General features: G+C 63.6%; 14 protein-coding genes. 6 read left to right on the top strand and 8 right to left on the bottom strand.

Features of this window, described 5'->3' with window-relative positions; all coding sequences use genetic code 11:
* The first annotated feature begins 1 nt into the window (after position 1).
* Complete coding sequence (locus tag FJ940_RS07345) at positions 2 to 496, top strand: GNAT family N-acetyltransferase (protein WP_140561020.1); 495 nt, start codon at positions 2 to 4, stop codon at positions 494 to 496.
* A gap of 56 nt (positions 497 to 552) precedes the next feature.
* Here the strand turns inward: FJ940_RS07345 and panC are convergent, their stop codons facing one another.
* Together panC and panB are read right to left on the bottom strand one after the other, a co-directional pair.
* A complete protein-coding gene (gene panC, locus FJ940_RS07340; protein WP_140517642.1) occupies positions 553 to 1,404 on the bottom strand; it encodes a pantoate--beta-alanine ligase in 852 nt (283 codons plus the stop codon).
* Positions 1,401 to 2,243 (bottom strand): 3-methyl-2-oxobutanoate hydroxymethyltransferase, encoded by an 843-nt coding sequence (gene panB / locus FJ940_RS07335; protein WP_140517641.1) that lies wholly within the window; start codon positions 2,241 to 2,243, stop codon positions 1,401 to 1,403. Before panB ends, panC begins: the two co-directional genes overlap by 4 nt.
* 231 nt (positions 2,244 to 2,474) lie before the next feature.
* On the opposite strand from panB, the gene FJ940_RS07330 reads away from it, so the two are divergent.
* The 3 genes from FJ940_RS07330 to FJ940_RS07320 all read left to right on the top strand — a co-directional run bounded on the left by FJ940_RS07330 (position 2,475) and on the right by FJ940_RS07320 (position 4,004).
* Positions 2,475 to 2,873: an NADH:ubiquinone oxidoreductase subunit NDUFA12 gene (locus FJ940_RS07330; RefSeq protein WP_140493670.1), complete on the top strand. Its 399-nt coding sequence runs from the start codon at positions 2,475 to 2,477 to the stop codon at positions 2,871 to 2,873.
* Positions 2,874 to 2,989: 116 nt separating this feature from the next.
* On the top strand, positions 2,990 to 3,547 hold the full coding sequence (locus FJ940_RS07325) for a DUF2155 domain-containing protein (RefSeq protein ID WP_140564627.1): 558 nt from the start codon (positions 2,990 to 2,992) through the stop codon (positions 3,545 to 3,547).
* A gap of 73 nt (positions 3,548 to 3,620) precedes the next feature.
* Entirely contained in the window at positions 3,621 to 4,004 is a 384-nt protein-coding gene (locus FJ940_RS07320) for a hypothetical protein (protein WP_140558688.1), read from the top strand.
* Between the two features lie 12 nt (positions 4,005 to 4,016).
* Here FJ940_RS07320 and aat read toward each other — a convergent pair whose 3' ends face one another.
* The 6 genes from aat to FJ940_RS07290 all read right to left on the bottom strand — a co-directional run bounded on the left by aat (position 4,017) and on the right by FJ940_RS07290 (position 9,341).
* Positions 4,017 to 4,634, bottom strand: coding sequence for a leucyl/phenylalanyl-tRNA--protein transferase (gene aat / locus FJ940_RS07315; RefSeq protein WP_140517639.1), 618 nt, complete (start codon positions 4,632 to 4,634; stop codon positions 4,017 to 4,019).
* A 27-nt stretch (positions 4,635 to 4,661) separates the two neighbouring features.
* Positions 4,662 to 6,005 carry an acetyl-CoA carboxylase biotin carboxylase subunit gene (accC, locus tag FJ940_RS07310; protein WP_140564625.1) on the bottom strand — a complete coding sequence of 448 codons (1,344 nt, stop codon included), beginning with the start codon at positions 6,003 to 6,005 and terminating at the stop codon, positions 4,662 to 4,664.
* Between the two features lie 10 nt (positions 6,006 to 6,015).
* A complete protein-coding gene (gene accB / locus FJ940_RS07305; RefSeq protein ID WP_140655981.1) occupies positions 6,016 to 6,477 on the bottom strand; it encodes an acetyl-CoA carboxylase biotin carboxyl carrier protein in 462 nt (153 codons plus the stop codon).
* 26 nt (positions 6,478 to 6,503) lie between these two features.
* Entirely contained in the window at positions 6,504 to 6,938 is a 435-nt protein-coding gene (aroQ, locus tag FJ940_RS07300) for a type II 3-dehydroquinate dehydratase (protein ID WP_140655978.1), read from the bottom strand.
* Positions 6,939 to 7,083: 145 nt separating this feature from the next.
* Positions 7,084 to 7,887 (bottom strand): DsbA family protein, encoded by an 804-nt coding sequence (locus FJ940_RS07295; RefSeq protein WP_140558690.1) that lies wholly within the window; start codon positions 7,885 to 7,887, stop codon positions 7,084 to 7,086.
* A 62-nt stretch (positions 7,888 to 7,949) separates the two neighbouring features.
* Entirely contained in the window at positions 7,950 to 9,341 is a 1,392-nt protein-coding gene (locus FJ940_RS07290; protein WP_140655975.1) for a M48 family metalloprotease, read from the bottom strand.
* 146 nt (positions 9,342 to 9,487) lie between these two features.
* Here FJ940_RS07290 and FJ940_RS07285 point away from each other — a divergent pair, with 146 nt between their 5' ends.
* Together FJ940_RS07285 and FJ940_RS07280 are read left to right on the top strand one after the other, a co-directional pair.
* Complete coding sequence (locus FJ940_RS07285; RefSeq protein WP_140493653.1) at positions 9,488 to 10,636, top strand: aminotransferase class I/II-fold pyridoxal phosphate-dependent enzyme; 1,149 nt, start codon at positions 9,488 to 9,490, stop codon at positions 10,634 to 10,636.
* Between the two features lie 4 nt (positions 10,637 to 10,640).
* A complete protein-coding gene (locus FJ940_RS07280) occupies positions 10,641 to 11,570 on the top strand; it encodes a glutaminase (RefSeq protein WP_140493644.1) in 930 nt (309 codons plus the stop codon).
* Positions 11,571 to 11,590 lie beyond the last annotated feature (20 nt).

Genomic DNA, 11,590 nt, shown 5'->3' with positions numbered 1-11,590 from the left:
TATGTTCGTGCGCACCGCCGGGGATCGCGACCTCGCCGCCATCCGGGCGCTGCTGGTCGAGACTTGGCATGCGACTTACGACGCCATCTATGGCGCCGAACGCGTGACAGAGATCACCGATGCGTGGCATTCGATCGCCTCGCTCAAGGCGCGGCTGGCGAAGCCAAACAGCGAGTTCCTCGTCGCCGACGATGGCCAGCGCATTGGCGGCATGGCATTTGCCGAAGCGCTCGATGGCGGCGGCGTGGTCATGCTGAAGCAGCTTTACGTGCAGCCCGGCCTGCAGGGCCGGGGCATCGGCGGCATGCTTCTCGACGAGATCATCGAAAGCTTCCCTGAGGCCCGCGCCATCCGGCTGGAAGTGGAAGAGAAGAACACGCGCGCAATTGCCTTCTACCAGGCGAACGGCTTCGTCCAGACCGGCCGCACCGACAATTGCGGTTCGGCCCAATCCGCTATCCCGGCGCTCGTCTATGAAAGGCCGCTTGCCGCATAGCGGCGGACCTTTCGGGTGCGCAATCCGGCGGTCGAATTCAGCGATCGAGCCGCAGCCTAACTGGTGGAGACGTCCACATTGTCGATCAGCCTGGTCTTGCCCAGCCAGGCGGCGGCGAGCAGGCGGCCCTCGTGCCCGCGGCGCCACGGCGTCAGCGTCCGGCTCTCGCGAGCTTCGACATAATCGATCTTGTGGAAGCCGGCCGCGAGTAGGGCGCGGCTGGCTTCGCCTGTCGCGCCGTTCTGGTCGGCGCCGGCCGCCAGCGCCGCGGCTGCCTTGCGCAGGATCACGTTGAGCCGGCGGGCGATCTGGAGTTCGGCCTCACCGAGATAGGCGTTACGCGATGACATGGCGAGGCCATGCGCGTCGCGGATCGTCGGCGCGCCGATGATTTCGACGGGCAGGTCGAGGTCGCGGCAGAGCTGCCTGACGACGCACAATTGCTGATAATCCTTTTCGCCAAAGACCGCGACGTCGGGCGACGCCTGCAGGAGCAGCTTCGCCACGACGGTGGCGACGCCTTCGAAAAAAGTCGGTCGAAAATCCGATTCGAGCCCGGCGGAGGGACCGCCGACCGAGATTTTGGTGGCAAAGCCGGCAGGATACATCTCACCAACCCCAGGCGTGTAGGCAAGATCGGCTCCGGCCAAAGCCAGCTGGTCGAGATCGCGGGCGAGCTGACGTGGATATTTGTCGAGATCCTCGCTCGGCGCGAACTGCGTCGGGTTGACAAAGATCGAGACGATGCAGCGCTCGGCTCTTTCAAGCGCGATCCTGACCAGCGATAGGTGCCCTTCGTGCAAGGCGCCCATTGTCGGCACCATGGCGACGCGAAGGCCGTCGCGCCGCCAGTCGCGGATCCGCGCGCGAAGGCCGGCGACCGTGTCGACGACGAGGGGCCGGCTCATCGGTTGTCCTTGCCCAAGGTGGCCGAAAACACATTTTCGGAACCGGGGAATGTCCGGTCTCGTACCTCGCTGGCGTAACGTGCGGCCGCCTGCGAGACCACGCTGCGCAAATCGGCGTACTCCTTGACGAATTTCGGCACGCGGTCGACGGTGAGCCCGACCATGTCGTCTATGACCAGGATCTGGCCGTCGCAAACGCCACTCGCGCCGATGCCGATAGTCGGAATGGCGATGCGGCGGGTGATTTCGGCCGCGACCGCTTCGACCGTGCCCTCGATGACCATCGAAAAGGCGCCGGCTTCTTCGACGGCGCGCGCATCGGCAAACAGCGCTGCCGCATTCTCGTCGGTCCGGCCCTTGATCCTGTAGCCGCCATCCTTCTCGACGGATTGCGGCAGCAGGCCGATATGGCCCATGACCGCGATGCCGGCATCGACGACCGCGGCGATCTGCCGGGCCATACCGACGCCGCCCTCGAGTTTCACAGCCTGGCAGCCGGTTTCGCCAACGATACGCCGCGCCGAGGCAACCGCTTGGGCAGCCGAATCCTCATAGCTGCCGGCTGGCATGTCGACGACGACGCAAGCCCTGGCCGAGCCGCGCATCACCGCTTGCCCATGCGCGATCATCATCTCCAGCGAGGCGCCCAGCGTCGTTTTGTGGCCATGCAGGACCATTGCGACGCTGTCGCCGACGAGGAGCAGATCGACATGCTCGTCGAGCAGGCGCGCGATGGGGTAGGTATAGGCGGTGAGACAGACGATCGGCACGTCACGCTTTCGGCGGCGAATGGCGTCGGCACCGATGCGAATGTCGGCGGTCGGCGATTTCCTGGCCAATCGTCACCTCCCTCGGCCAACGGTCGGCCGGATACCCGCACGGGCGCGCGCGCAGAGCTTTAGAAAGGCTGAGGGTGGTTGGCAAGCACCATACGGCGCCGGCAATGCATCACCGGCTTGTGTCGCCTTACCGGCGCGCCATTTGCGCCCTCTTGGCGGCAAGCCCCTTGCCTTCACGAAGGGCTGACGCCATAAGCAGGAAACGGACGCCATCGGCGCGAGGGTTTGAAGATGAAGACTTTCCTTACGCAGTTTTTCACCTGGTGGAACGGCCAGACGCTTGGCACGCGCCTGCACACTTGGCGGCACGGCAGGAAGGTCGGGCAGGACGAGGTGGGCAACGTCTACTACGAAGGCGGTGTCGATTCCGAAGGACGCACGCGCCGCTGGGTCATCTATCGCGATTATTCCGAGGCTTCTTCTATCCCGCCCGGCTGGCACGGCTGGATTCATCACCGCGTCGACGTCGCGCCGCCGAGCGACGATTACAAGCCGCGCGACTGGCAGAAGCCACATCAACCGAACCTGACCGGCTCGCCCTCAGCCTATCGTCCGAAGGGCTCGGTGCTGACCAACCAGCACCGCCCGCAGGTCACCGGCGACTACGACGCCTGGACGCCCGGATCATAAGCGGGCGTCGGTCCTTTATCGCCACAATTGGTGTCTAGCAGCTTGCTCATCAGAAAACGGCGACTAGCCTTTGTGATAGAGAGAATCGCCCGGGCGCTAACCACCGGTATCCCTGCATGAGCATTTTCAGCCTGACATCGATGGGCGCACTGATAGTAGCCGCCGGGCTCACCGTTAGCACCGCGGCACTTGCCGCTTCGCCAACGCCGGCCGCACCCGCGCCGGCGCCGGGATCGGACCGAATCACCAACCCGGTCGCCGAATTCGCCGGCATCGACAAGATCACCGGCCGCATCATCACCTTCGACGTCTATATCGACGAGACGGTGCAGTTCGGTGCTTTGCAGGTGACGCCGCGCGTCTGCTACTCCCGGCCGCAGAACGAGGAGCCGAAGACCGATTCTTTTGTCGAAGTCGACGAGATCACGCTCGACCGCAAGATCCGCCGCATCTTCACTGGCTGGATGTTTGCCGAAAGCCCTGGTCTCAATGCCGTCGAGCATGCCGTCTATGACGTCTGGCTGAAGGCCTGCAAGCAGAAGTCGGATGTGCCAGCGCCCGATTCGGCCAAGACCGATGCGGCCAAGCCCGATACGGCCCAGCCGAATGCCACGGCCGCTCCGGCTGCGGCCGAACCGGAAGCCACGGAACCGCCTACGACCAGCACCAACTGATCCTTCGGAACCGCCCTGAGGGCAACGCGTTGGGCCCTGACGGCCACACGATGCGCGCCGGGAGGATTTTCCGATGTCTGCCAGAAAGCGGATCACCGCCAGCATCAAGGAACTGCTTGAGCTCGAAAAGGGCTTCTGGACAGGCGATTCGGCATTTTTCGCGGCCAATGCCGACACCGAGTGCCTCGTGGCATTTCCGCGGATGGCCCAGACCATGAGCAATGCCGATCTCGCCGAAACCGCCGCCGATCCCAAGCGATGGCGTGATCTCGAGATCGATCTCAAGGGCGTGGTCGAACCAGGCAGCGACATCGTCATCCTGGCCTATGAGGCGCATGCCGTGAAGGGCAATGGCGAAGCCTACGCGGCGCTGGTCAGCACCGGCTATGTCCATCGCGTCAACGGCTGGAAGATGATGTTCCATTCGCAGGCTCCGCTGGAAACGAAGGTCCGCTGACGGGCTGGATCATCAGGGGAAAAACACCGCTTCACCCTTCAGCGCGTCGGCCAGCATCTTCTCGTATTTGCCGCGCGGCACGTCGATTGCGCCGAAGCGCTTGAGGTGTTCGGTGGTGAACTGCGTGTCGAGCAGTGCGAAACCGCGCGCCTGCAGGCGTTCGACGAGATGCACAAGGCAGATCTTCGAAGCATCCGTTTCCCGGGAAAACATGCTTTCGCCGAAGAACACCCTCCCCAGGGAGACACCGTAGAGGCCGCCGACCAGCCGCTCCTCGCGCCAGGCCTCGACAGAATGGCAATGGCCGATGCGATGCAACTGCACATAGGCCTCCCGGATCGGCGCGTTGATCCAGGTGGAACGGCGCTCCTCGCGCCTTTCGGCGCAGCCATCGATCGTCGCCTCGAAATCGAAGTCGAAACGGATGTCGAAGAGGTTTCGCCGAAGCGCCTTCTTCAGACTTTTCGGCGTGTGGAAGCGGTCGAGCGGAATGATGCCGCGCGTCTCCGGCCGCACCCAGAACACTTCCGGATCGGCGGCGCTTTCGGCCATCGGGAAGACGCCCGAGGCGTAGGCCTTGAGCAGAAGGTCGGTCGGGATACGATAGCCTGGCGCGTAGGGGCGAGTCATCGCTTCATTATAGCGGCAAGTCCGGGGCTATTCGCCTTTGGCCAGATATTTTTCCAGCCAGTGGATGTCATAGTCGCCATTGGCGATGTCGGCGTTGCCGACGAGGTCGCGAAACAGCGGCAACGTCGTTTTGATTCCGTCGACGACGAATTCGTCCAGTGCCCGGCGCAGCCGCATCATGCATTCGACGCGGTTGCGCCCGTGCACGATCAGCTTGCCGATCAGGCTGTCGTAGTAAGGCGGGATCTTGTACCCTGAATAGACGCCGGAATCGACACGGATGCCAAGGCCGCCTGGCGTGTGGAAATGGGTGATCGTGCCGGGCGAGGGCGTGAAGGTGCGCGGATCCTCTGCATTGATGCGGCACTCGATGGCATGGCCCTGGAAGCGGATGTCTTCCTGCTTGACCGAAAGACCGCCGCCCGAGGCGACACGGATCTGCTCATGCACCAGATCGATGCCAGTGATAGCCTCCGTCACCGGATGCTCTACCTGCAGGCGCGTGTTCATCTCGATGAAATAGAACTCGCCATTCTCGTAGAGGAACTCGATCGTGCCGGCGCCGGAATAGCCGAGGTCGGCGATGGCGTTGGCGCAGATATCGCCGATGCGCGAGCGTTCCTCGGCGTTTAGCGCGGGTGAATTGGCCTCTTCCCAGACTTTCTGGTGGCGGCGCTGCAAGGAGCAGTCGCGCTCGCCGAAATGCACGCCCCGGCCAAAGCCGTCGCCGAACACCTGAACCTCGATATGGCGCGGCTTTTGCAGGTACTTTTCAATATAGACGGCGTCATCGCCGAAGGCCGCGCCCGCTTCCGAGCGGGCCGTCTGCAAGGCGACTTCGAGGTCGGCCTCGGTATGCGCCACTTTCATGCCGCGTCCGCCGCCGCCGGCCGACGCCTTGATGATCACGGGATAGCCGATCTCTGCGGCGATGCGCTTGGCGTCCTTTTCCTCGGTCACCGCACCGTCGGAGCCGGGAACCACCGGAATGCCGAGGCGCTTGGCGGTGCGCTTGGCTTCGATCTTGTCGCCCATGATGCGGATATGGTCGCCGGTCGGACCGATAAAGGTAATGTTATGCGCGGCCAATATGTCGGAAAACTTGGCGTTCTCCGACAGGAAACCGTAGCCGGGATGCACGGCGTCGGCGCCGGTGATCTCGCAGGCGGCGACGATCTGGTGGATATTGAGGTAGCTGTCGCGCGATGGCGGTGGCCCGATGCATACGCTCTCGTCGGCGAGCCGAACATGCATGGCGTCGGCGTCGGCGGTCGAGTGCACCACCACCGTCTGGATGCCAAGCTCCTTGCAGGCACGCAGCACCCGAAGCGCGATTTCGCCGCGATTGGCGATGAGAATCTTCTGGAACATTAGGGCCGCTCTACTCGATCACGACGAGCGGCATGCCGTATTCGACCGGCTGTGCGTCCTCGAATAGGATCGCCGTCACCGTGCCTGCGCGCGGCGAGGGGATCTGGTTCATCGTCTTCATCGCTTCGATGATCAGCAGCGTCTGCCCTTCCTTGACGTTCTGGCCGATCTCTATGAACGGCTTGGCGTCCGGCGAGGGCGCCAGGTAGGCGGTGCCGACCATGGGGGAGGCCACGGCGTTTTTCGACACGTCGGCCGAGGCCGGAACGGCTGCGGTGGCAGGTTGGGCCCCCGGCGCCGGCGCAAAGGCCGGCTGCGGCGCGGCTATCGCGTGAACGGCCGGTGCCTGCCGCGATACGCGCACCTTCAGGTCACCCAGCTCGACTTCGATCTCGGTGAGATTGGTGTCGTTCAGTATGCCCGCCAGGTCGCGGATCAGCTGCTGGTCAACACCGGTCTTCTTTATCGACATTTTCGAGCCTTCTGTTTGTTGGCCGGTCATAGGCGTGCGGCCAGCGCCTGAAGCGCCAGCGTGTAGCCGAGCGGCCCAAAGCCACAGATCATGCCGACAGCGACCGGCGCGACCATGGAGACGTGGCGGAATGGTTCCCGCGCATGGATATTGGAAAGATGGACCTCGGCGACCGGCAGCGGCGCCACGGAACGGATGGCGTCGTGAATCGCGATCGACGTGTGGCTATAGGCGCCGGGATTGATGACGATGCCGACGGCCTTGTCGCCGGCTTCCTGGATCCAGTCGACGAGGTCGCCCTCGTGGTTCGACTGGCGGAAATCGATTTCGAGCCCGAGCGCCGCGCCCGCCTCTCTGCAGTCGTCCGCGATGGTGGCAAGCGTCTTGCCGCCATAGATGCCAGGCTCGCGCTTGCCGAGCGCGTTGAGATTGGGACCGTTCAGGACGAAAACCGTTTTCAAAAAATGCCGACCTTTTCCGGCACCGGCGTCAAACCGGCGCTGGGCCCTCTATAATGGGCATAGACGCCCGCGGAAAGAGCGCAAGTGCGTTCTTTCACTGTCCACAACAGGCGGAAATGCGCCCGTGAAGAAAACCCGCGGCCGATCAAAGCGCGGCTTTCGCCGCCTCGATCTTCTCCGCCAGGACTTCCTGTCCGAGCGCCCCGAACACGACCTCGTTGCCGACGACATAGGACGGCGTTCCGGTGATCGCCAGCTTGTTGGCGAGATCGTAGGTCTTGGAGAAGGCTTCGGTGATGGACGGGTCCTTCATCTTTTCACGCAGCGTCGCTTCGTCGGCGCCGAGCGAAAGCGCGACCTTGATCGCCGCCGCCTCGGTGGCGCGTCCCTGGCCGCCGAGCAGCGCATTGTGGAACTCACCGTACTTCTGCGGCATCATCAGGTGGAAGGCCATCGAGACGACGCTGGCCTTCTGCGAATCCGGGCCGAGGATCGGGAACTCCTTGAGCACGAAACGCAGGTCCGGATCGGCCTTGGTCAGCGCCTGCATGTCTTCGATGGCGCGTTTGCAGAAGCCGCAATTGTAGTCGTAGAACTCGACGATCGTGACCTTGCCTTTCGGGTTTCCGACCACGCCGTCGAAGGAGGAGTTGAAGATCTGCTCCTTGGCGCCCTTGATGACGCCGAGATGGGCAATGCGCTGCTCTTCTTTCTGCTTGGCCTCGAGCGCATCCTGGACTTCCAGCAGCACTTCCGGATTCTTCAGGAGATAATCGCGGATGATGCCTTCGACCTCGGTGCGGTCGATCTTGGTATCGTCCGCTGCCGTCTGAAGCGGTTGCGCCGCACCGGCTTCCGCGATTTGCGGGCTGCCGGCCACGAAACCGAACGCCAGCATGGCAAGGGCTATCGCAACTCCCGTGGTGCCCAGCAGCAGTGCCTTTTTCATCGTTCCGTTCCTTTGCCTGTTTTCCGGCCTGGCTGCGTCGCAGCGCACGGCCGGAAGGTTCACTATACCTTGCCCGACGGCTTGTAGTTTATGATGTCCTGGGCGCGAATCCATCGCGGCTCGCCGCGTTTGAGTTGCTGCTGCGCTCGCATGGCGAAGATCTTCGCATCCTTGTAGTTACCGGAATAGAAATGACCCTCGGCCGTGGCAAGCTCGGCGCCTGGTATGTCTCCCAGTTCGCCATAGGCCTGCGCCAGATAGCGGTATCCCACGGAATTTTCCTTGTCGCGTCGCAAGCCGTTGTTGATCTGCACCACGGCCTTTTTCAGAGCGTCTGGGGTGCCCGTCGCCATCAACGCCTGGCCGAGCGAAACCGGCAGCAATCCGGATCGCGCCTTGTCGAGGCTGACCGCCTTGGCGTAGGCATCGGCAGCTTCCTTGGGCTTGTTCGCCTTCATCAATATATCGCCGCGCAATTCCTGGAAATAGGCGTTGCCGGGCTGGGCCTTGATCAAGGCGTTGGTCTTGGCGAGTGCGGTGGCGATGTTGCCGAAAAGATAGGCCGATTGGGCCTCGCCATACTGCGCGGCAAGGCTGCCCTGCATCTTTCGCATCAGCCGCGACGCGGCGGCCTGGCCTTCCATGTAGACAGCGATCTTCACCCGCATCATGTCGTGGCGCAATTGCAGTGCCGGCGCATCGACCTTGTCGAGATAGGGGCTCTGCTTGACCAGCACTTCGAGGTTGGAGATTCGATCGCGCGGCATTGGATGGCTGATCCGGTAGGGATCGACCTGCGCGCCCGACAGCGACAAGGCCGTCTGGAAACGCTGAAACGTCTTCAGCATGCCCATGCCGGACTGGCCGGTGGCGTTGAGATAGGTGATCGCCGAGCGGTCGGCCGTCATCTCCTCGGTGCGCTGATAGGCGAGAATGCTGCGCTGCGCCATCTCGCCGCCGCCAGCCGCCACGCCCACGCCGGCGCCGGCAAGTCCGCGGCTGTTGGTGGTCGCCCCGGCGACCATGGCGCCAGCGCCCAGCAAGGTTGCGATGATGGCCATCGTCTTGACGCGCTCGAGCTGGTCACGCAGTTTCTGCTGGTGGCCGCCGGCGATATGGCCGGCCTCGTGGGCGATGACGCCGATGATCTCGTTGGGCGTTTCGGCTTCCATCAAGGCGCCCGTGTTGATGAACAGCCTGCGTCCGGTGACGAAGGCATTGAAGCTCTGGTCGTTGACCAGGACGATGTCGATGCCGTCATTCGCCAGACCGGCGGCCTTGAAGATCGGGCGGGCGTAGTCGCGCACCAGCGCCTCGATCTCGGCATCGCGCACCACCGGCACGTTCTGGGCCAAGGCGCTGATGGAACCAGACACCGCGACGGCGACGCCAAGCGAAAGCGTCGCAACGACGCGCGCTACCCGGGCAACCATCGATTTGGGTCGGCTCAACATGACGTGTCCACTGGTAGACGAGCGGGCGAAAGATGAAAAGTCGGCACCGGAAAAACTTCCTCAACTTGTGATCCTCACACCAATCGGGCATTTGTGCGGCGCATGCGCCGGGACGTGGTGCGCTCAATCGTCGGATCGAGGTCAAAATGGTCGTTTCGCTCTCACGCCGTGGCAATGTCGAACCCTTCCACGCCATGGATGTGCTGGCCGAGGCGAACCGGCTGAGAGCGACGGGCGCGCCGGTCATTTCCATGGCCGTCGGCCAGCCGTCCGATCCGGCTCCGGCCCGCGTTCGTGCCGCGGCGGCCAGGGCTTTGCAGGACGGGCGTATTGGCTATACCGATGCGCTGGGCCTGGCTGGATTGCGCAAGGCGATCGCGGAACATTATGGGGATCACTACGGGCTTGATGTCGCGCCCGACCGGATCGCGGTCACGACGGGATCCTCGGCCGCCTTCAATCTCGCCTTCCTGGCAATGTTCGATCCCGGTGACCGCGTCGCCATCGCAGCGCCGGGCTACCCCGCCTATCGCAACATCATGGCGGCGCTGGGCATCGAAGTGATCGAGATAGAGCTCGGCGATGCGGCCTATCTTCATGCCGCTCACCTGGAGACCGCGCATCGCGAAAAACCGCTGAAGGGCGTGCTGTTCGCAAGTCCGGCCAACCCGACCGGCGCGGTCATTCCGGCCGATGATCTCGCGGACCTGGTCCGGACGGCGGAGGCGCTCGGCATTGCCGTCATCTCCGACGAGATCTACCATCGGCTGGCCTATGCGGCGTCCGACACCACCGCACTCGCCTTTGGCACCGGTGTCACGGCGATCAACTCCTTCTCGAAATACTATTGCATGACCGGCTGGCGCATCGGCTGGATGGTGCTGCCGGAAGCGGTGGTGCGGCCCATCGAGCGCATTGCGCAGAGCCTCTACATCTCGCCGCCGGAACTGTCGCAGGTCGCCGCAATCGAGGCCTTTGCCGCTACCGAGGAGCTGGAAGCGGTCAAGGGTCGCTATGCCTGGAACCGCGAGCTCCTGATGACGCGTCTGCCGGAGCTCGGCTTTCCGCTGGCCGCACCGATGGATGGCGCCTTCTATGCCTTTTGCGACGTCACCCGGCACAGCAATGACAGCATGGCTTTCGCCCGCAAGATGCTGGCCGAGGCGCATGTCGCGGCCACGCCCGGCCGTGATTTCGACACCCAGGCCGGGCACCGCACCATGCGGTTCTCCTATGCCGGCAGCCATGACGACATGGTCGAGGCATTGGCGCGCATCGAACGCTGGCTGAGGTAGATCCATGCCGGAACTCGAGCAGGCCCTGGCCGAAGTCGCGGCCGAAATGGCCGAACGCAACGATCGCGGCGAGGTCGCCACCTATATCCCGCAGCTCGGCAAGGTTGATCCGAAGAAATTCGGCATCGCAGCCGTCACCAATGACGGCCGTGTGCTGATGGCGGGCGACGCCGACCAGCCCTTTTCGATCCAGAGCATCTCGAAAGTGTTCACCTTGACGCTCGCGCTGGGCAATGTCGGCGACGCGCTGTGGAAGCGGGTAGGGCGCGAGCCTTCGGGCAATCCGTTCAACTCGATCGTGCAGCTCGAGCATGAGAACGGCATTCCGCGCAATCCCTTCATCAATGCCGGCGCCATTGTCATTTCCGACATCCTGCTTGCCGGCCACCAGCCGCGCGAGGCGATCGGCGAGATCCTGCGCTTCATCCAGTTCCTCGCCGACGACGATACCATCATCATCGACCGCGAGGTGGCGGCGTCGGAGCGCGCCACCGGCTATCGCAATTTCGCGCTCGCCAACTACATGAAATCCTTCGGGAATCTTCATCATGCGCCGGAGCTGGCGCTCGGCGTCTATTTCCATCATTGCGCCGTCGCCATGAGCTGCCGGCAGCTGGCGATGGCCGGTCGGTTCCTCGCCAATGGCGGCAAGAATCCGGCGACCGGACATTCCGTGGTGTCGGCCGAGCGGGCACGCCGCATCGGCGCCATGATGCTGACCTGCGGCCACTATGACGGCTCCGGTGATTTTGCCTTCCGCGTCGGCATTCCGGGCAAGAGCGGCGTCGGCGGCGGCATATTGGGCATCGTGCCCGGCGTCGCCTCGCTCGCCGTCTGGTCGCCCGGCCTCAACGCCAACGGCAATTCCAAGCTGGGCTCGATCGCCCTGGAGAAGCTCGCCAGGATGATGAACTGGTCGATCTTCGCGCCGTAACGTTCCGGCAAACCGGATAT

Origin of the sequence: Mesorhizobium sp. B2-3-7, assembly GCF_006442695.1 — a bacterium.
Lineage (GTDB): Bacteria > Pseudomonadota > Alphaproteobacteria > Rhizobiales > Rhizobiaceae > Mesorhizobium.
Note: the sequence above shows the minus strand (reverse complement) of the source record. Positions and strands in the feature narration are given on the sequence as shown.

Excerpts from the sequence above, each read along its gene's own strand:
- aat (WP_140517639.1), bottom strand. The coding sequence starts at position 4,634 with ATGACTCGCCCCTACGCGCCAGGCTATCGTATCCCGACCGACCTTCTG.
- FJ940_RS07320 (WP_140558688.1), top strand. The coding sequence starts at position 3,621 with ATGTCTGCCAGAAAGCGGATCACCGCCAGCATCAAGGAACTGCTTGAG.
- FJ940_RS07325 (WP_140564627.1), top strand. The coding sequence starts at position 2,990 with ATGAGCATTTTCAGCCTGACATCGATGGGCGCACTGATAGTAGCCGCC.
- FJ940_RS07345 (WP_140561020.1), top strand. The coding sequence starts at position 2 with ATGTTCGTGCGCACCGCCGGGGATCGCGACCTCGCCGCCATCCGGGCG.
- FJ940_RS07330 (WP_140493670.1), top strand. The coding sequence starts at position 2,475 with ATGAAGACTTTCCTTACGCAGTTTTTCACCTGGTGGAACGGCCAGACG.
- accC (WP_140564625.1), bottom strand. The coding sequence starts at position 6,005 with ATGTTCCAGAAGATTCTCATCGCCAATCGCGGCGAAATCGCGCTTCGG.
- FJ940_RS07285 (WP_140493653.1), top strand. The coding sequence starts at position 9,488 with ATGGTCGTTTCGCTCTCACGCCGTGGCAATGTCGAACCCTTCCACGCC.
- panC (WP_140517642.1), bottom strand. The coding sequence starts at position 1,404 with ATGAGCCGGCCCCTCGTCGTCGACACGGTCGCCGGCCTTCGCGCGCGG.
- FJ940_RS07290 (WP_140655975.1), bottom strand. The coding sequence starts at position 9,341 with ATGTTGAGCCGACCCAAATCGATGGTTGCCCGGGTAGCGCGCGTCGTT.
- FJ940_RS07280 (WP_140493644.1), top strand. The coding sequence starts at position 10,641 with ATGCCGGAACTCGAGCAGGCCCTGGCCGAAGTCGCGGCCGAAATGGCC.
- FJ940_RS07295 (WP_140558690.1), bottom strand. The coding sequence starts at position 7,887 with ATGAAAAAGGCACTGCTGCTGGGCACCACGGGAGTTGCGATAGCCCTT.
- accB (WP_140655981.1), bottom strand. The coding sequence starts at position 6,477 with ATGTCGATAAAGAAGACCGGTGTTGACCAGCAGCTGATCCGCGACCTG.